14 protein-coding genes, 1 tRNA gene and 1 pseudogene are annotated in these 18,296 nt (G+C 67.3%); 8 read left to right on the top strand and 8 right to left on the bottom strand.

All coding sequences use genetic code 11. The features are described from left to right. The first annotated feature begins 194 nt into the window (after nucleotides 1-194). The 3 genes from AB0M65_RS24275 (at nucleotide 195) to AB0M65_RS24265 (ending at nucleotide 4,790) form a co-directional block, all read left to right on the top strand. On the top strand, nucleotides 195-2,360 hold the full coding sequence (locus AB0M65_RS24275; protein WP_364031563.1) for a phospholipase A2: 2,166 nt from the start codon (nucleotides 195-197) through the stop codon (nucleotides 2,358-2,360). A 371-nt stretch (nucleotides 2,361-2,731) separates the two neighbouring features. Beyond that, entirely contained in the window at nucleotides 2,732-4,135 is a 1,404-nt protein-coding gene (locus tag AB0M65_RS24270; protein WP_364031575.1) for an LCP family protein, read from the top strand. A 184-nt stretch (nucleotides 4,136-4,319) separates the two neighbouring features. Beyond that, nucleotides 4,320-4,790: a helix-turn-helix transcriptional regulator gene (locus AB0M65_RS24265; RefSeq protein ID WP_364031560.1), complete on the top strand. Its 471-nt coding sequence runs from the start codon at nucleotides 4,320-4,322 to the stop codon at nucleotides 4,788-4,790. A 78-nt stretch (nucleotides 4,791-4,868) separates the two neighbouring features. Here AB0M65_RS24265 and AB0M65_RS24260 read toward each other — a convergent pair whose 3' ends face one another. Further along, on the bottom strand, nucleotides 4,869-6,329 hold the full coding sequence (locus AB0M65_RS24260) for an NAD(P)/FAD-dependent oxidoreductase (protein WP_364031557.1): 1,461 nt from the start codon (nucleotides 6,327-6,329) through the stop codon (nucleotides 4,869-4,871). A 122-nt stretch (nucleotides 6,330-6,451) separates the two neighbouring features. Here AB0M65_RS24260 and AB0M65_RS24255 point away from each other — a divergent pair, with 122 nt between their 5' ends. Continuing rightward, on the top strand, nucleotides 6,452-7,009 hold the full coding sequence (locus tag AB0M65_RS24255; protein WP_364031572.1) for a TetR/AcrR family transcriptional regulator: 558 nt from the start codon (nucleotides 6,452-6,454) through the stop codon (nucleotides 7,007-7,009). Between the two features lie 233 nt (nucleotides 7,010-7,242). Further along, on the top strand, nucleotides 7,243-7,644 hold the full coding sequence (locus AB0M65_RS24250) for a hypothetical protein (protein WP_364031554.1): 402 nt from the start codon (nucleotides 7,243-7,245) through the stop codon (nucleotides 7,642-7,644). A gap of 3 nt (nucleotides 7,645-7,647) precedes the next feature. Here AB0M65_RS24250 and AB0M65_RS24245 read toward each other — a convergent pair whose 3' ends face one another. Next, on the bottom strand, nucleotides 7,648-7,869 hold the full coding sequence (locus AB0M65_RS24245; RefSeq protein WP_020631083.1) for a DUF3618 domain-containing protein: 222 nt from the start codon (nucleotides 7,867-7,869) through the stop codon (nucleotides 7,648-7,650). 160 nt (nucleotides 7,870-8,029) lie between these two features. Between AB0M65_RS24245 and AB0M65_RS24240 the strand changes: the two genes are divergently transcribed. Beyond that, nucleotides 8,030-8,103 (top strand) — tRNA-Leu (locus AB0M65_RS24240). 15 nt (nucleotides 8,104-8,118) lie between these two features. Here the strand turns inward: AB0M65_RS24240 and AB0M65_RS24235 are convergent. From AB0M65_RS24235 to AB0M65_RS24215, 5 genes and pseudogenes are all read right to left on the bottom strand, one after another. Continuing rightward, nucleotides 8,119-9,561, bottom strand: coding sequence for an ATP-binding protein (locus AB0M65_RS24235; protein ID WP_364031551.1), 1,443 nt, complete (start codon nucleotides 9,559-9,561; stop codon nucleotides 8,119-8,121). Between the two features lie 166 nt (nucleotides 9,562-9,727). Continuing rightward, complete coding sequence (locus AB0M65_RS24230; protein WP_364031548.1) at nucleotides 9,728-10,327, bottom strand: dihydrofolate reductase family protein; 600 nt, start codon at nucleotides 10,325-10,327, stop codon at nucleotides 9,728-9,730. A 5-nt stretch (nucleotides 10,328-10,332) separates the two neighbouring features. Continuing rightward, nucleotides 10,333-11,136 carry a metalloregulator ArsR/SmtB family transcription factor gene (locus tag AB0M65_RS24225; protein WP_364031545.1) on the bottom strand — a complete coding sequence of 268 codons (804 nt, stop codon included), beginning with the start codon at nucleotides 11,134-11,136 and terminating at the stop codon, nucleotides 10,333-10,335. Between the two features lie 33 nt (nucleotides 11,137-11,169). After that, nucleotides 11,170-12,177 carry a methyltransferase gene (locus tag AB0M65_RS24220; RefSeq protein ID WP_364031542.1) on the bottom strand — a complete coding sequence of 336 codons (1,008 nt, stop codon included), beginning with the start codon at nucleotides 12,175-12,177 and terminating at the stop codon, nucleotides 11,170-11,172. 23 nt (nucleotides 12,178-12,200) lie between these two features. Beyond that, nucleotides 12,201-13,115: pseudogene (locus tag AB0M65_RS24215) on the bottom strand (aminotransferase class V-fold PLP-dependent enzyme); the annotation flags it as partial. A gap of 97 nt (nucleotides 13,116-13,212) precedes the next feature. On the opposite strand from AB0M65_RS24215, the gene AB0M65_RS24210 reads away from it, so the two are divergent. Continuing rightward, nucleotides 13,213-13,734, top strand: a complete 522-nt coding sequence (locus AB0M65_RS24210; protein ID WP_364031539.1) for a DinB family protein — start codon at nucleotides 13,213-13,215, stop codon at nucleotides 13,732-13,734. Here the strand turns inward: AB0M65_RS24210 and dnaE are convergent. Beyond that, entirely contained in the window at nucleotides 13,721-17,227 is a 3,507-nt protein-coding gene (gene dnaE, locus AB0M65_RS24205) for a DNA polymerase III subunit alpha (protein WP_364031536.1), read from the bottom strand. The genes AB0M65_RS24210 and dnaE overlap by 14 nt on opposite strands. A 121-nt stretch (nucleotides 17,228-17,348) precedes the next feature. Here dnaE and AB0M65_RS24200 point away from each other — a divergent pair, with 121 nt between their 5' ends. Further along, nucleotides 17,349-18,287, top strand: coding sequence for a LysR family transcriptional regulator (locus AB0M65_RS24200; RefSeq protein WP_364031533.1), 939 nt, complete (start codon nucleotides 17,349-17,351; stop codon nucleotides 18,285-18,287). Nucleotides 18,288-18,296 lie beyond the last annotated feature (9 nt).

Genomic DNA, 18,296 nt, shown 5'->3' with positions numbered 1-18,296 from the left:
CTGGGTCCCTCAAGGAGTCCTCCAAGGACCGGCCACTACCCAGCTCACCCGCCGTAGATACCTAAACACCCTTCGTTAGAACGACCCAAATCACTCACGAGCCCCACCAGGTCAGTGCCCTGGGGTCACCTGGTGGGTGAACCGGGGGGTTATCCGGATGTCTGCCCCGAGCGGCGGGTGGCACCCTGGACGCCATGCCAGCGACAGCCGAAGCCGACGGCCGACCCTCCCGAGTCCGGCGGCCATGGTCGACTTCGGGCTGGTTGTTGCTGGTCACGGTGCTGGTGTTCGGTTTCGGCCTGATCGCGTCGCGGCCCGCGTCGCCGCCGGACCTGGGACCACCGACGGGTGAAATCTTCGCCGCCCAGAACGCGGTCGACGCCTTGGTCACGCCGGGCCCGGTCGAGGACGTCATCGCGAAGCTGCCCGCCGACTTCACCGCCGTCAGCGGGATCACCCCGGGCGTGATGGCGGCACGCGACGGCACGGTGCGCGCCGTCCACACCGACGGCGGCTGCTCGGCGCCCTGGGGTGACGACAACACCAAATGGGATTACGCCGTCCCCTGCAAAGCTCACGACCTGGGCTACGACATCCTCCGCTACGCCGAGCGCAAGGGGTATCCGCTCGGCCAGGAGGCCAGGTCCACGCTCGACGACCGGCTCTCGGCCGACATGCATCACACCTGCGTGCTCAACCCGATGGACTCCGGCGGCACATGCGAGGTCGTCGCCTCCCTCTATACCGCCGGTCTGGTGCTCAACTCCTGGCATCAGCGCTGGGGACCGCCGGTCGGCGACCCGCTCGGCCCGATGATCGTCGGCGTACTGGTGATCGGCGCGCTGCTGGTGTTCCGCCTCCGCGGCTGGGTTCGCACCCGCCGGACCGTCGTCACGCTCCCCCGCGAGCCGCGACCGGTCGTCCCGGTCGGCCGATGGGCGCTGCTCGGCGTCGCCGGGGTGGTGCTGATGCTGCTCGGCGAGTCCGCGGTCGCGCTCGCACATTGGGCCGGAGCGCCGGAGCGGTCGCTGTGGCCGTTCACCTGGCTCGCCCAGCTCTGCCCACTGATTTTCTTCGCGGTCGGCCGGATCAACGACGCGGGCTGGCGATCGGTCCGCGCGTCCGGCGGCCGTTATCCGCAGTATCTCGCCGACCGCGCCAGTCCGTTGCTGCGCCCGGCGCTGATCTTCGCCGTCGTCGCGCTGGTCGTCCCGCTCGCGCTGGAAGTGCTGGGGATCCCGGCGGGCACGAACGCCACCGTCATGCGGATCGCACTGCATCCGCTCTGGCTGCTCGGTGTCTTCCTGCTGACAGTCGTACTGGCGCCGGCGCTGCTGGCGCTGTACCGCCGGACGCGGATCGCCTCGGCCGCCGGGCTGCTGGCCCTGACCCTGGCGAGCGAGGTCGCCGCGCAATGGTCGGGTTCCGCGATCCCGCGCTACGCGGAGACGCTGTTCCTCGCGCTGTTCGTCCAGCAGCTCGCGTTCGCCCACGCCGACGGAGTCCGCCCGCCCCGCGGCGTCCTCCTCGCGACGGCGTTCACCGGTGCCGCCGGGCTGGGGATCGCGGTCGCCGTTCTCGGCGAGGGACCGATGCTGCTCGGCGGCCCCGGCGCCCCGGCCGCGCTTTCGGGTCCGCCGTGGGGGGTGCTCCTGCTCGGCCTGGTGCAGCTCGCCCTCCTCGGCCTGCTCGCGCGGCCGCTGGCCCGGCTCGGCGTGCGCCCGGCGGTCGCCGCCACCGCCAGGCTCGTCCTGCGTGCGCCGATGAGCCTCTACCTCGCGTTTCTTTCCGCGATGCTGCTGCTCGTGGCGGTCGTCTACCTGCCTGCCCCGCTGGTGGATGGCATCAGCTGGCTGGCGAGGCCTCGTGTCCTGCTGGCGCTCGCGCTGCTCGCCGTTCCCTCGGTGCTGGTCTTCTGGTGGTTCGAACGTCATTCGGGACCCCAGCAGCGGACGGTCGACGAGCCGGGGCTGCGTGCCGCGGTCTTCTGCCGGGCCGCGGCGACGGTCGGCATGGCCTACGCGATGCTCGGCGTGTTCGGGTTGGCGCTGACCCGGTTCGGCGGGGCCTCGGCCGACGCGGATCTGCTCGGACTCCGGCTCGGCCCGGTCCAGAACCTGGTCAACCTGTTGCTCGGGGTGTACCTCCTGCACACCGTGCGCAACGGCACGAGCCGGATGACGGGCACCTGGCTGGTCTGCGCGGTCGCGTGCGCACCCCCGCTGATGATGAGTGCGCTCGACGGCAAGCACGTGAGCGCCGCCTCGGTCGCGCTTCCGGTCGCGACGATCGTCGTCGCGATGCTCGCGGCGGCGGCCACGCTGGTCCCGGCCCGTGCGACCCGGCGCGTCCTGCCGTGATCCATCCGGCGCTGACCAGGCGTTCTCCGTACTATTGAGAGGAAACCGGTGGTGCGTGCCACAACTTGAGGGGGATGTGTAATCCTGCGACAACCCTCAACGGGCACCATGCGTCCCTTGAGAAGGCTGTCAAAGGACGACGAAAAGGAGCAGACCGCGTGGAGTACCCGCCTCGGAATGGGCAAGGGGACCGACGTCCCGCCCGGCCTAGGCAGGACGCGCCCGGACGCGCTCCTTCCCGCCAGTCACCGCCACCACGGGGAGCCCGTCCCGCGCCCGCCCGCCAGGCCGCCGGGCCGCCGCCGAGGCGTGCCCCGCGAAGGTCGTTCCGCGGGCCGAAAGTCGCGCTGGGCATCGTCTCGCTGCTGATCATGGGCCTGACCGGCTACGCGTGGGCAGCGATGGACGGCCTCACCTTCGCGAACGTCGGCATCGGCACCGACGAGGGCGACAAGCCCGCCGACGGCGCCCGCGACATCCTGCTCGTCGGGCTCGACAGCCGCACGGACGCGCAGGGCAACCCGCTGTCCAAGGAAGTCCTCGCGCAGCTTCGCGCCGGGCAGGCCGACGGCGAACTGAACACCGACTCGCTGATCTTCGTGCACATCCCGAACGACGGCTCGAAGGCCGTCGCGATCTCGCTGCCGCGCGACTCCTACGTCGACATCCCCGGCGGCTTCGGCAGGCACAAGATCAACTCCGCCTATGCCCGCGCCATGCTCGACGAGCGCAAGAAGCTGCAGGAAAACGGCGTTTCCGACGCGAAGGAACTCGACCAAAAGGCCAACGAGGCCGGGGCGAAGACGCTGATCAAGACGGTCGAGAAGCTGACCGGCTCGACCATCGACAACTACGCCGCCATCAACCTGCTCGGCTTCAGCGAGATCACGCAGGCCATCGGCGGGGTCGACGTCTGCCTCAACGACGACGTCAACGACCAGTTCTCCGGCGCGAAGTTCTCCAAGGGCCGGCACACCATCTCCGGCGTCGAGGCACTCGGCTTCGTCCGGCAGCGCCACGGACTGCCGCGCGGCGACCTCGACCGGGTCGTCCGCCAGCAGGTGTTCATGGCCGGGATGGCGCGGAAGGTGCTCTCGGCGGGCACCCTCACGAACCCGGGCAGGCTGAACGACCTGATCACGGCCATCAAGAAGTCGGTCGTGCTCAACCAGAACTGGGACATCTTCGGCTTCGCGCAGCAGATGAAGGGCCTGACCGGCGGCCAGCTCGAGTTCCGGACGATCCCGATCGTCAACATCGAGTACAAGACCCCGGACGACGGCGTCGCCATCCAGGTCGACCCGAAGCAGGTCAAGGACTTCGTCCAGGGGCTCGCGGGCCCGCAGCCCGGTGAGCAGGCGCCGCCGCCGGCCGAGTCACCCAACAAGGGGACGACGGTGGACGTCCGCAACTCCTCCGGCAAGGACGGACTGGCCTCGACGGTGCTGAAGCAGCTCGTCGACAAGGGCTTCACCGCCGGTGACACGGCCAACGCGACCTCGCGCAAGAAGACGGTCGTCTGGGTCGCCAAGGGCGGAAAGGAAGCGGGCCAGGCGGTCGCCGACGAACTCGGCGGCAGCCCGACCGTCCAAGAGGACAAGAGCGTCGACGCCGGCCATGTGATGGTCTTCCTCGGCTCGGATTTCAAGGCGGCGAACGGCGCGCAGAGTTCCGGTTTCTCGCAGAACGCCGCCGGGAGCTCGGCCTCCGCCCCGCCGCCCGAGCAGTCCGACGAGCAGCCGATCACCGCCGAAGGCGTGCCCTGCGTCAATTGACGCCCTCGCCGCGTAGCCGCGGTTAACCCATTCGGCCCAACAGGTCAAAATCGGTAGGAAAACCACCCCCGAAACCGCGTAATGGCGGCCGCCTTGCCGACTTTCATTCACGTGAGTGCGCTCGTCCCGCTTTTAGTCATATGGGGTGAGCGGTGGGAGCACGTGGCAAGGCAGGGGATGGGGAGTGCTGATCGACGCTGAGAGCTATCAGCGGATACTCGGAGACGAGCTCCGCAAGCTCCGCCGCAAACGTGGCTGGACACGCAAGGAACTGAATCAGCATCTGCAGAGCGAGATTTCGCTCCAGACGCTGGCGACCTACGAACTGGGCACCCGGCACTGTTCCGTGGTGCGGCTGGTCGAACTGTGCCTCGCGATGGACGAGCTGCCACAGGATCTGCTGGCCAAGGTGCACCGCCGGGTGTTCGTGGACGAACCGGGCCGGGTCCGGATCGACCTGCGTGCGGTGATCAAGGACGACCAGGACGAACTGTTCCCGCTGCGGCGCTGGGCGGACGACCGGCTCAAACAGTCGGGCGACGCCGGGTCCGCCGAGGTCCACCTCGACTTCGCGGCGTTGGAACGGATGGCCGAACTCTGCGGCGTCCCCACCGTCGATCTCATCGGAAGGCTTCGCCGGCTCAACCCCTCATGAGCGCGGCGCCCCCAGGTCCGTGAAGGCCATGCCCCCATCCTGGCTTTCACGGACCTTCTTCTTCACACCTGTCCCGGCTCAGCCGAGAAGGTCGTAGTCCTCACGCCGGACCTTGCGCGTGTCCAGCCAATACCGCCAGGTGAAGCCCGGCCAGATCGTCCGGTTGACGCCCTTCGCGTCCAGATACCAGCTTTTGCAGCCTCCCTGGGTCCAGATGCCCTTGGCGAGTTTGCGCTGGATGTCGACGTTGAACCGCTCTTGCGCCTCCGGCCGCGGATCGAGTGCCTTGCCACGCGCGAGCTTCAGCGCCCGCGCGACGTAGGAAATCTGCGCTTCGATCATGAACACCACGGAGTTGTGCCCCAGCCCGGTGTTCGGGCCGAGCAGGAAGAACAGGTTCGGGAAGCCGGACACCGTGATGCCCTGGTACGTCCGCATCCCCTCGGCCGACCACTCCTTGCCGAGGTTGCGCCCGTCCCGGCCGAGGATCTCCAAATCGTCGAAGGCGTCGGTGACGTGGAATCCGGTGCCGTAGATGATCACGTCGACCTCGTGTTCGACGCCGTCACCGTCGACGACGCTGTGCTCCCGGACCTCGGTGACGCCGGCGGTGACGACGTCGACGTTGTCCCGCGCGACCGCCGGGTAGTAGTCGTTGGAGACCAGGACCCGCTTGCAGCCCATGGTGTAATCCGGCGTCAGCTTCCGGCGCAATTCGGCATCCTTGACGCTCTTGGTGATGTTGCGTTTCGCGATGCGCTGGCCGATCTTCATCACCCACGGCTGCCCGTTGAAGCCGATAGCGCGGGCTTCAAGCCCCCAGTAGAGGACGTTGCGGAACGCGCGCTGCAGCAGCGGCACCGAACCGAACGCCTTCCGCAGCGCCGCCGGTATTTCGCGGTCCGGCTTCGGCATGATCCACGGCGGCGTCCGCTGGAAGAGCGTCAGCTCGGCGACGTCCTTCGCGATCTGCGGGACGAACTGGATCGCGCTCGCTCCGGTGCCGACCACGGCAACGCGTTTGCCGGTGAGGTCGTAATCGTGCTCCCACCGCGCGGAGTGGAACGCCCGGCCCTTGAACCGCTCGATGCCCGGCAGTTCCGGGATCTGCGGCAGGTGCAGTGCACCGACCCCGGCGACCAGCGCGGGCGCGACGAACTCCTCACCCGGCTTCGACGCGACGTGCCAGCGGTTCTCGTCGGCGTCCCAGCGGGCGCCGGTCATCTCCTGGCCGAAGCGGATGAAGCGGTGAAGGTCGTACTTCGCGGCGACGTCACGCATGTAGCGCCAGATCTCCGGCTGCGGCGAGTACGCCCGGGACCAGCCGGGGTTCTGTTCGAACGAGAACGAGTACATATGCGAGGGGATGTCGCAGGCGCAGCCGGGATAGGTGTTGTCCCGCCAGGTTCCGCCGACGTCGTCGGCCTTCTCCAGGATGACGAAGTCCTCGCGGCCCTCTTTCCGCAGCTGGATGGCCATGCCCAGACCGGAGAAGCCGGTCCCGACGATGACGACCCCGGTCTCGGTGCGGTTGCCCATGACTCCGGCCTCTCACTCGTATTACCTGTTACCGGGAGTTCACCTTACTTGAAGTAGGTTACCTTCGGTAGAGTGTTGTGGTGACGACGGCGAAGCGCAAACGCGTGCCCCGCGCGGAGCGGATGCGGCAGATGATCGAGATCGCCGAAGAAGCCTTCTCCGAACGTGGCTACAGCGCGGCGTCCATGGACGAGATCGCCGAACGCGTCGGGGTGTCCAAGCCGATGCTCTACGAGTACTTCAACTCGAAAGAGGGACTGCTGCTGGCCTGCATCCAGCAGACGCGGGCGGCACTGCGCGAGGTCACCGAACGGGCGACCGTCGGCGCCGAAACCGCCGAAGAAGCCCTCCGCCGCGGGCTGCTCGCCTTCTTCGTCTTCATCCTGGAGCGGCGGCAGGCCTGGTCACTGCTCCGGCACGAGATGGCGCTCATCGGCACGCCCGCCGCCGACGAGATCGAGCAGATCCGGCGCCAGCAGACCGATCTGATCGCGGCGTTGATGAGCGACCACTTCGACTCGGGTGACGACCCGCGCGCCGAGGCGTCCGCGGAGTTCGTGGTCGGCGCTTGCGAACGGCTCGCGATCTGGTGCGAGCGGCACGAGGACGTCAGCCCCGAAATGGCCACCGGATACGCGATGGACATCCTCTGGTCAGGCCTCTCCGCGAAGGCCCGCTGAAACGACTGTGAAGATGCGCGTGCATTAGGCCATTCGGTCGTCACTCAGTGCACATTGACGCCAGTGTCTTGTGACACAGAGTTGTCCTACTGTATCGATGACACTGTAGAAACTCTGATGGACCTTCACGATCTCCGCCAAGAGGGGGCGCCACCACCCAAAAGTGGCGTCATGGCGGCGGCGTGGCTAAGTCCACAGAGTGACGCATGCTCGCGAGGAGAGGGGTGAGGCGGATGACCGAACCGATCACCGCGTCGTACGTCCAGGAGGACGACGATTGGAAGGTCACGGTCAGCGGCTCCGGTAAGGAACTGACCGGTCGAGCGCCGGGCATCATCGCGGCCAGGGACCGGGCCGACCAGCTGGTCGAAAAGCTGTCCCCGCCGAAACGGTCGACGGTGGTGCACCTGCTCAACGGCAGTGCGCTGGACTTCACCGCCGCCTACATGACGGCGAGGCTGACGCTTCCGGAGATCGAACCGCTCGAGGTTCCTCCCCCGGCGAACGGCAAGGCCAAGGAGAAGATCGCGGCCAAGCCCCCGGTGCCCCAGGGCAAGGAGCTTCCGAAGGCCGTCGACGAGGCGAAGGCGCCCGAGGAGAAGGCCGAGCCGGCCAAGGCCGCCCAACCCTCCTGAGGCTTACTTCAGGAGCTTGCGGATCAGCAGGACGCCGATCAGCACCGCCCCGCCGATGAGCGGGTACTTCACCTTGGGCTCGTCCAGCTTCGCGCGCAGGCCGGACTTCGCGGAATCCACCAGCTTCGCGGGGTTCGCCTTCGTGCCCAGCTGGTCGAGCGTGGCGACCAGCGCGTTCCTGGCCTGCTCGATCTCACGCTCGATGGTCTCCGGATCGCGAGCCACGTGTCCTCCTCGCCGCAACGTACGTCTCGACGGATTCTCGGCGGGAAAACCGCCTCGAACCGCTGGCGCCCCACGTTAGAGGACGTCACCCCCATCGGTGGCACCGGCCACGCCGAGAAACGCCGATCGTGTCGCACGCTACGATTTCGGGGCGGTACTGGGGCCCGTAGCCCAATTGGCAGAGGCACACGGTTTAGGTCCGTGCCAGTGAGAGTTCGAGTCTCTCCGGGCCCACCCAGTAGTCCGCCCTCAGCGCCGCCAGGCCCCGATGAGGTCATCGGGACCAAAGGTCGCGGCCAGCGGAAGGCCCTCTTCGAAGCCGCTACGGGAGACTGCGACCAGCGGAGTGGTGTAGTCACGTCCGGGGACCGACATGGATCCGGCCAGCAGGCTTTCCAGTTCACGTCTGCCGAAAGGCTCGGTTTCCAGCCATTTGATGGAGCCGGTGAACGCGATATGGGTCGCCGCGGGGTGATCACGGTCGGCTCCGACCAGATCGATCTCCGGATTGTTCTGCCGATTCCACCAACCGCCGACGACCTCCGCGCCGGGCAGCCGGTCGTCAGGCAGCAGTCGCGCGAGACCGGTGCGGATGACCGGCTCGACGGCGCGACCACGCCAGGAAGTCCATGATCGTTCGATCCGCGCGGCGACCAGGTCGCCGCGACCGCGTTCGACCTCGGCGATACCGCGTCGCAGAAAGGCGAGCCAGAACCGCAGGTACGGATCCTCGATGCGGTAGCGCTTGTTCCTCGTGTCGGGCCGGGTGGCAAGAGGCGTGTCGACGGCGATGATGCGCTTGGTCACCAGGGTGTTCAAGATGGGTGCGAGCGTGCCCGACGGAATCGGATCACCGGCGCCGATCCGGTTGGCGATCGTGCCGAATGTCCGCTCACCGGTACCGATCGCCTCCAAAGCCGAGCGACTGTGCGACGACTCAGGGAATTCACCGAGCAGGGACAGTTCACCCGCCATCAGCAAGGGCGACAGCGGATCCGTGAGCTGGTCATGCAGGAACGCTTCCCGGCCGGTGCCCGGTTTCCAGCGTTGGATGATCTCGGGGAAACCGCCGGTGATCAAGAAAGCGTCGAACGCCTCAGCCGAGTCGAGCGCCGTCATCTCCTGCACGTCGCCAGGATCGAGAGGCCGGACGAGCATGCGGGCGGCGCGGCCGTGAAACGGACGGCCGTACTCCTGAAGAGACTCCATCATCGACAGATCGCTGCCGACAAGCAGCAAAAGCACAGGTTTGGCCGATAGATAGCGGTCCCAGACGGTCTGCAGGGCGCCTTCGAACTCGCTGTCCTGCTCGACTAGCCAGGGCACCTCGTCGAGGACGACGATGCTCGGTTCGTGCTCGGGAACAGCGATCGCCAGTGCGCGCAATGCCTGGTTCCAATCGGTGCCTGCCGCGGCCGCGACAAGATCAGCGCCAGGCAAAGCGGACTGGGCGAGCGAAGCGGTGAAGTCGGCGCGCTCGGCGGCAGGGTTGCGGCCGCGGGAGGCCTGGAACACCACGTACGGCACACCCGAGCGGTCACAGAACTCCTGGACCAGCCGAGACTTCCCGACCCGACGGCGGCCGGTGACGATCACAGCCTGTCCAGAGGTGGTCGCGACTTTGTCGCGGACTACCCGCAGCTGCCTGTCCAGCAGTGCGAGGTCGTTCGTGCGCCCCTGGAAACTCACCATAACTCTGACCTCATCTAAGTATGATCGAATCTTACTTAGATTGAATCATACTTAAGTACGGCCACCTTCCCCAAGTACATGAAGGCCCCCTTCACTGCGCCTAGCGCAAGGAAGGAGGCCTTCATGTACTTGGAGCGGGCAGGGCGGCGCCGGAGCAGCCGGCGGATCAGCGCAGGCGGTCATAGACCACGGCCATCTCCCCCAGTTCGCCGACCTCCTGATAGGTCAGCTTCCACTTCGACGCAGGCAGGCCGTCGACGAACAGCCTCTGTCCGCCGCCGGTGATCTCGGGGCAGATCATCAGGTACAGCCGGTCGATCAGATCGTCGGCGAGCAGTGCCTTGATGACGCTCGCGCTGCTGTTGACCAGGATGTCGCCCTCGCCGCTCGCCTTGAGGTCGGCGACGACCTCGGCGGCGGAGGCGTTCACCACGCGGGCGCGGTCCCACGGTGCCTCGGTCAGCGTGGTGGAAAGGACCACCTTTTCCGCGTCCACCAGCCACTTGGCGTAGGCGCGGTCACGCGGGTCGGCGTTCTCGTCGCCGGCGACCATCGGCCAGAAGCCCAGGAATCCCTCGGCGTTCAGTCTGCCGAGCAGCGCGGTCGTCGCGCTCTCGTGGATGCGGGCGAGGTGACCGCGGGCGACGTCGGTGGTGGCGTAGGAGACGATCGCGCCCATGTCGCCGGGGCCGCCGGGGCCGCTGTAGTGGCCGTCGAGGGAGAGGCTGATGTTCGCGGTGACCTTGCGGCCGGTCGAGTTCGTCATGTCGGTCATTCCTTTTCGTCAGTGGTGAATCGGGTGGCGAGTTTGTCGAGCACCTGGCCCCAGCCGGTTTCGATCCCGGCGATGAAGGGGACGGCCTCGACGGTGGTTTCGGTGATGCGCAGGTCGAGCCGGAGCCGGGTCCCGTCCGGCGCCTCGGTGAATTTCAAGTCGTAGTGACCGGTGAAGAACGTCTGCCCCTTGGCGTCCAGTACCGAGAGATCGAACTCGAGGTGCTCGAGTTCCTTCGCGGCGTGGACCTTTCCCGCGGAGCGGTACCGTCCCTCGGCGTCGCGATAGTCGAGGACGACGCGGCCGCCCGTCCACGGTTCGATGGCGCAGTCGGTGACGGTCATCGACGGCGGCGCCCACCAGGACGCGAGCAGGTCCGGCTCGATCCAATGCCGCCAGACGACGTCCGGCGGCGCGGCCAGCAGGCGGTCGAACGAAAACGCGCGTCCGTCCGCCCACCGGTCCTTGTCCGCGGCCGCCGCGTCCGCGTCGATCGCGGACCGGAAGCGCGTGAGGACATCCCGCTCGCCCTCGCTCGCCTCGATCGTCCCGATGAGTTCCCCAAGCCTGCTTACGAGGTCCCTCAGTGGCGCCGCCTCGACCGCGTAGACGCGACGCTGCCCGAGCGGGAAGACCGTCACGAGCCCTACGCGGCCGAGAGTCTGGAGGTGCTTGGTGGTCTGCGGCTGCCGCAGGCCGGTCAGCTCGGCGAGCTCACCGACGGAACGAGGCCGCTCGGCGAGGAGTTCGACGATGCGCCACCGCGCTCCGTCTCCCAGTGCTGCTGCGATCTGCTCCATGTCCAGAAGTATTCATCGCAGAGAATATTCTTGTCAAGGAATATTTTGGAGTCGAAATTCCAGGAGGCTGCGTTGCTCGGTCAGCGTGGTGACCGAGTCGAGGATCAGACTGTGCGCCGCGGCGAGGTCGCGAAGCTCGTCGAGACGCCTTTCGCGGCCGCCGTAGAGCACGAGCATCACCAGATCCCACTCGGTTTGCGCGCCAAGACCGCCGACGGCCTCGATGAGCAGGACGCGGCCTCCGGGGCGAGCCGCCTCGACGCAGCGGGCCAAGATGCGGTGGGCGTTCTCGTCGTCCCAGTCGTGGAGGATGTCGGACAGCAGATAGGCGTCCGCGCCTGCCGGGAGCGCCTCGAAGAAGCTGCCGCCGGTCACCTCGGTCCGGTCTTCGAGGTGCTGCGCGCGGAAGGCCTCCTCGGCGCCGGCCGCGGTGGGCGCGAGGTCGACGAGATGGCCGCGCATCGAGGGGTTGGCCGTCAGGATCGCGGCCAGCAGCCTGCCGTGACCACCGCCGACGTCGACGACGGTGCCGAAGCGGGCCCAGTCGAACCCGGCGACGAGTCCCGGGATCTGATCGCGGAACCGCTGGGTCATCTGCCGGTCGAAGGACTCCCGCAGCGCGGGGTGCTCGGCGAGATCGGTCCAGAAGTCCTGCCCGTAGCGACGGACATACCCCGCCTGACCGGTGGCGATGGTGTGCGCGAGTTCGATGAACGCGAGTTCACCCCGCCCACCGGCGGCCTTCATGTCCAGAAGACCGGCAAGGCCGTTTCCGGCGTCCGCCCGGAGGTTCGCGCCGTACTCAGTGGTGCGGTAGCCGCTGGAAGTCCGTTCGACGACGCCGAGGGTCGCGAGGTGCCCCAGCAGCAAATCGAGGGCGAGCGGGGATTGGCCGAGTTCCGCCGCCAGGTCTTCGGCCGCGACGCCGTCGCCGGACAACCGGTCCGGCAGGCCGAGGGTCACCGCGACCCGCAGCGCCATCGGCGTCGCCAGCCCGGCAAGCCGGAGGAGTTCGTTTCTGTCGTTGTCATGGTTCACCACGAAGATTCACTCTGGCAGCGAGGTCAAGCGAGTTCCTTCACCGCGGCGATCAGGCGATCGATTTCCGCTTCGGTGGTGTAGCCATGCGGTGAGATCCGCAATCCTCCCGAACGCGCCGAGCACGCGATCCCCCGTGCCTTGAGTTGTTCCGCGAGCAACGGGATCGGCGGTCCGGTCACGTGCACGGACACGATTCCCGAGCGGTGCCCCGCCTCGCGATCGGTCAAGACCGTCGCGCCGATCTCGGTGAAGCCGTCGCAGATCCGGTCGCCGAGACCGTCGTGTAGTCCAGGTTGTCCCACTCTTCCCGGTGGGCGACCGAATTCCAGCCCGGCTCCAACGGCCGCAGCAAGTCCAAACGAGACTCCCGCACATACAGCACGCCGCAGCCTTGCGGACCCAGCAGCCATTTGTGCCCGTCGGCCATCGCGAAGTCGACACCCCATTCCGCCAGCCGGGCCGGGATCGCGCCGAGCCCCTGGATGACGTCGACGCAGAACAACGCGCCTGCTTCCCGGCACACCCGGCTCAGCGCGGCGAGATCCACGCGCCAGCCCCGGCCGAACTCCGACCCAGCTGGTGACGACGAGTTTGGGCGGCGGACCGGCGGCGATGGTCTCGGCGAAGGCCTCTGTGGTGAGCCGCCCACCCGGGCCATCCGGGCGCACGCGGTCCACCACCACGCCGCGGTCGGCGAGCGCGAGCCACGGATACAACGTCGAGGTGAACTCGAAATCCGGGATGACCACGCGATCGCCCGGCGCCCAGTCCAGCCCGTTCGCGACGAAACCGAGGCCGGTGCTGGTGTTCTTCACGAAGGCGACGTCGCGCGACGGCACCCCCATCAAGGTCGCCGCCGACGCGCGGGCCCGTTCGATCGCCGCACTGTGCGCGGCGTAGGTGAACTCGCCGTCCAACGAAACCTCGACGGCTTGCCGGTGCATGAAGCCGACGCTACGCACAACCGGTCACGGTGTCCACTTCCCGCCGTAATCCGGTTGCGGACAATTAGGACGCGCGGGGAAGATTCACCAGGTGCCCGTATCGCGTTCCGGACTGTCGCGCTGGCAGTTCGACCTGACCTGGTCGTTGTTCGAGTACCACCTCGACCGGCTGAAGCCCGGCGACTTCCTTTGGGAGCCTTCGGATCTCTGCTGGACGGTGCGTGAGGACGGCGGCGTCTGGTCGGCGGATTGGGCCGGCACCGAGCCGGATCCCGTTCCCGTCCCCACGATCGCCTGGCTCACCTGGCATATCGGCTGGTGGTGGAGCGTCACCCTGGACCACGCGAATCAGCGGACTCCGCGCGAGCGCGAGGACGTCACCTGGCCAGGCGACGGGGAGTCCGCTGTCGAGTGGTTGCGCGGCCTTCGCGAAGAATGGCTGGCCGTCCTCGATCGCTTGACCGACGCCGAACTGGACACCGATTCGGCCTACCCGTGGGCGAAGGAAGCCGGGCTGACCTTCGCCCACACTATCGCCTGGGTGAACTCCGAGCTGATGAAGAACGCTTCCGAGATCGGCCAGCTCAGGTTGCTGCGCGTCAGCGGGGCGTGATGCCGGGAATGGACTTCAACTCCCCCAACAGCATCGAGGAGACGGTGACCGGATAGTCGTCGAGTGCGTAAACCGATCCACCGAGCTTCACCCGGACCGGGGTTTCTCCCTTGTGCGCCAGCAAAGCCTGCTTCAGTTCGAGGACGGCGTTCTCGGTCAGTTTCTCCGAGGTGGCGTGCAGCAGCAAGGGTGGTTCCCCGTCGCCCGCCGTGGAGAGGTCGAGCGACACCAGGCCGCCGCCGAATACGGACATCTTGTCCTCCCGCCAGTTGACCCGGCCGCTGACGCGGACGGCGTTGTCCTCGGCCAGCTCCGCCACGAAAAGCGCGTAGGCCTTGGGAAAGAACAGCACTTCGAGTGCGGCGTCGGAATCCTCAATCGTGCAGATCGCCCACGGCTCGCCCTTCTTGTTCACCCGCCGCTCCAGCGCGGTGATGAGCCCAGCGACGACCAGTTCCCCTTCCCTTGGCGGATTGTCGAGAATCGCCGCGATCGGCCGGGGCGCGTGCTTGCGCAGAATCCGTTCCGCGCCGTCGAGTGGATGCGCGGAGACGTAAAGGCCGAGCATTTCCCGTTCGTGAGCGAGCAGTTCCTTGCGCGGCCATTCCTCGACGCCGAACTTGAGGTGCGCGAGCGGGGACGCGGTGTCGTCGACGGTCTCGCCGGAGCCGAACAAATCGAACTGCCCCATGGCCTGCTTGCGTTTCAGCGGCACCACGGCGTCGACGGCGTCCTCGTTCACCTGGAAGATCGAGAGCCGCGTGTGCCCGAGTGAATCGAACGCGCCGGCCTTGGCCAGCGAATCAATGAGGCGTTTGTTGCAGGCCACCAGCTCCGACTTGCCGAGGAAATCCGCGAATGACGTGTAATTCCCCTTTTCCCGCCGGGTCGTGATGATCGAATCGACGACGTTCGCGCCGACGTTGCGCACCGCGCCCAGCCCGAACCGGATCGCGTCACCCACCGCCGAGAACCGCAGTCCTGATTCGTTGACGTCCGGCGGCAGCACCTTGATCCCCAGCCGTCGGCATTCCGACAGATAGACCGCCGACTTGTCCTTGTTGTCCCCCACCGAAGTCAGCAATCCGGCCATGTATTCGGCGGGATAATTCGCCTTCAGATACGCGGTCCAATAGCCGACAAGGCCGTAGCCCGCGGCGTGGGACTTGTTGAACGCGTACCCGGCGAACGGGAGGATCGCGTCCCAGAGCGCCCGCACGGCCTGCCGGGAGAACCCGTTGGCGAGCATGCCGTCCCGGAAACCCTCGAACTCCCTTTCCAGTACCTCTTTCTTCTTCTTGCCCATCGCCTTGCGCAACACGTCGGCGCGGCCCATCGAATAACCGGCGACGTCACGGGCAATCCGCATGATCTGTTCCTGGTACACGATCAGGCCGTGGGTCTCGGCCAGGATCTCACGCAGCGGCTCGGCGAGTTCCGGATGGATCGACTCGATCGGCTGCCTGCGGTTCTTGCGGTCCGCGTAGTTGTTGTGCGTGTTCATCGCGATGGGGCCGGGCCGGTACAGCGCGTTGACCGCGATGATGTCGCCGAATCCGGTGGGCCGCATCCGGCGCAGAAGATCGCGCATCGCGCCGCCGTCGAGCTGGAAGACGCCGAGGCTGTCACCGCGGGCGAGCAGTTCGTAGGTCGCCGGATCTTCGACGCCGAGGCTGTCGAGGTCGATGTCCTCACCGCGGTTGGCCTTGATGTTGTCCAGCGCGTCGCCGATGACGGTGAGGTTGCGCAAGCCGAGGAAATCCATCTTCAGCAAGCCGATGGCCTCGCACGACGGATAGTCCCAGCCGGTGATGATCGCGCCGTCGTCCCGGCGCCACAACGGGATCGCGTCGAGGAGCGGTTCACTCGACATGATGACCGCGCAGGCATGCACCCCGGCGTTGCGGATCAGTCCTTCGAGACCGCGGGCGGTTTCGAAGATCTTGGCCGCTTCGCCGTCGCCTTCCAGCAGCGCGCGGACTTCCGCCGCTTCGGCGTACCGCTCGTGCTCCGGTTCGACGATTCCGGCGAGCGGGATGTCCTTCGCCGCGACCGGTGGCGGCAGCGCCTTGGAGATCCTGTCCGCGATCGCGTACCCACTTTGTCCATAGTGGACTCTCGCGGAATCCTTGATGGCCGCCTTGGTCTTGATGGTGCCGAAGGTGATCACCTGCGCGACATGCTCGGCGCCGTACTTCTCGGTGGCGTAACGGATCATCTCACCACGTCGCCGGTCGTCGAAGTCCATGTCGATGTCCGGCATGGAAACCCGCTCTGGGTTCAAGAACCGTTCGAAGAGCAGGCCGAGGTCGATCGGGTCCAGGTTGGTGATGCCGAGCGCGTAGGCGACCAGCGAGCCCGCCGCCGAACCCCGGCCGGGCCCGACCCGGATGCCGACGCGGCGCGCGTGGTTCATCAGGTCCGCGGTGATCAGGAAGTAAGCGGGGAAGCCCTTTTCGGTGATCACACCGATCTCGAAATCGGCGCGCTCGACGTAGGCGTCCGGGACGCCGTCCGGCAGGCGACGACGAAGGCCGTCTATGACTTCCTCCCGCAGCCAGGAAGCTTCGCTGTGTCCTTTCGGGACACCGAAGACCGGCATTCGGTCACGGTGCCGGTAGACGTCGTCGTAGGACTCGATCCGCTCGGCGACGAGCAACGTGGAATCCGCCGCACCCGGGACTTCGGCGTCCCAATACCGGCGCATCTCCGCCGCGGACTTGAGAAAGTAGCCGTCGCCGTCGAATTTGAACCGGTTCGGATCGTCGAGGGTCTTGCCGGACTGGACGCACAGCAGCGCGGAATGCGCGGACGCCTGCCCCCGGGTGACGTAATGCGAATCGTTGGTGGCCAAGGGTTTCAACCCGAGCTTGTGGCCGATGTCCAGCAGTCCGTCCCGTACGGACCGCTCGATCGGCAGCCCGTGGTCCATGAGCTCCAGGAAGAAGTCGTCCGCGCCGAAGATGTCGCGGTAGTCCGAGGCGGCCCGGATCGCCTCCTCCGGCTGGCCGAGCCGGAGCCGGGTCTGCACCTCGCCGGACGGGCAACCGGTGGTGGCGATGATGCCTTCGTGGTACCGGGCGAGCAGTTCGCGGTCCATCCGGGGCTTACGGTAGTAGCCTTCCAGGCTGGCCGAAGAGGACAGCCGGAAGAGATTGCGCAACCCGGTCGCGTTCTCCGCGAGCATGGTCATATGGGTGTAGGCACCACCGCCGGAAACGTCGCCGCCGGCGCCGCGCTGCCCCCAGAACACCGGCTTCTTGTGGAAACGGGACTCCGGCGCGAGATAGGCCTCGATGCCGATCACCGGTTTGAGCCCGGCCTGGACGGACTGCCGGTAGAACTCGTCTGCGCCGTACATGTTCCCGTGGTCGGTCATGCCGACAGCGGGCATGCCGAGCCGCTCGGCCTCGGCGAACAGCGGTGCGATCTTGGCCGCGCCGTCGAGCATCGAGTATTCGGTATGCACGTGCAGGTGCACGAAGGAGTCCACCGGCCACTCCCCACAGTTGTACGATTCCGGTTCGACGCGGCGATTGGACCCAAGGCAGGCGGGCGTTGTCCAACAAGCGACACGCGGCAGCCGACAACCGCCAGTTGTAACGGGAGGACAGATGGAGCTCGATCTCGGCGCGGTGCGCGCGTTCGTCGCCGTTGCCGAAGACCGGTACTTCGGCGAGGCGGCGATCCGGCTGGAGGTGAGCCAGCAGGCGATCTCGAAGCGGATCGCGAAACTGGAAGCGGATCTCGGCGTACGGCTGCTTTCGCGGACACGTGGCGGGGCCGAGCCGACGGAGGACGGCGCGGAGTTCCTCAACCACGCGCGTGCCTTGATCAGCCTGGCGGACCAGGCCGTCGAACGCCTGCACGGCAGGCGCCGCCCGTTGCGTGTCGACGTCCTCGGCACCCGGCTGGCGACCATGGAGCTGATCCGGGCGTTTCACGCCGATCACGACGTCGAACTGGAACTCGTCACGCCCGGCCTCGGCGCGGAACGGCAGCCGATGCCGCCCGAATCCGTCGATGCCGCCTTCGCCCGCGCCAGCACCGTGTCCGGCCCAGCGATCGCCCGTGTACCCGCGTACCTGGAACCCGCGCATCTGCTGATCAGCCGACGGCACCCCCTCGCGCGGCGACGGCGGGTCGAGATGGCGGAACTCGCCGGCCTGACCGCCTGGATGCCGTACACCGCGCGGGCGAGCGAGTGGGCGGATTTCTGGCAGGAACTGTGCCCGGCCTTCGGCGTCCTCATCGACACCACGGGGCCGAACTTCGGGCTCAACCACCACGTCGACGTACTCAGTGAGTCGAAGGACCGGCTGGGTTTCGTCGGCGCGAAGATGCACGTGCCCTGGCATCCGGACGTCGTCCAGATCCCGCTGGTCGAGCCGACCCCGGTGTACCCGTTCTCGCTGCTGTGGCGGCACGAGAACCGGCACCCCGCGCTGCCGCTGCTGATCGAGCACGTGCGCGCCGGGTATCAGCCGTTCGACGCGGAACGGCAGTGGCTTCCGGAGGCGGACCGGGCCGGGATGAGCGCCGGGGCCGCCTGACGGGCCCCT

It is taken from the genome of Amycolatopsis sp. NPDC051071 (assembly GCF_040682875.1).
In the GTDB taxonomy this organism is placed as follows: domain Bacteria; phylum Actinomycetota; class Actinomycetes; order Mycobacteriales; family Pseudonocardiaceae; genus Amycolatopsis.
This window is presented reverse-complemented; position numbering and strand designations above follow the sequence as displayed.

Bases quoted from the DNA above. Each gene is read 5' to 3' on its own strand.
- AB0M65_RS24200 (WP_364031533.1), top strand. From the start codon at position 17,349: ATGGAGCTCGATCTCGGCGCGGTGCGCGCGTTCGTCGCCGTTGCCGAA.
- AB0M65_RS24230 (WP_364031548.1), bottom strand. From the start codon at position 10,327: ATGACGAACTCGACCGGCCGCAAGGTCACCGCGAACATCAGCCTCTCC.
- AB0M65_RS24255 (WP_364031572.1), top strand. From the start codon at position 6,452: ATGCGGCAGATGATCGAGATCGCCGAAGAAGCCTTCTCCGAACGTGGC.
- AB0M65_RS24270 (WP_364031575.1), top strand. From the start codon at position 2,732: ATGGGCCTGACCGGCTACGCGTGGGCAGCGATGGACGGCCTCACCTTC.
- AB0M65_RS24225 (WP_364031545.1), bottom strand. From the start codon at position 11,136: ATGGAGCAGATCGCAGCAGCACTGGGAGACGGAGCGCGGTGGCGCATC.
- AB0M65_RS24260 (WP_364031557.1), bottom strand. From the start codon at position 6,329: ATGGGCAACCGCACCGAGACCGGGGTCGTCATCGTCGGGACCGGCTTC.
- AB0M65_RS24235 (WP_364031551.1), bottom strand. From the start codon at position 9,561: ATGGTGAGTTTCCAGGGGCGCACGAACGACCTCGCACTGCTGGACAGG.
- AB0M65_RS24275 (WP_364031563.1), top strand. From the start codon at position 195: ATGCCAGCGACAGCCGAAGCCGACGGCCGACCCTCCCGAGTCCGGCGG.
- AB0M65_RS24250 (WP_364031554.1), top strand. From the start codon at position 7,243: ATGACCGAACCGATCACCGCGTCGTACGTCCAGGAGGACGACGATTGG.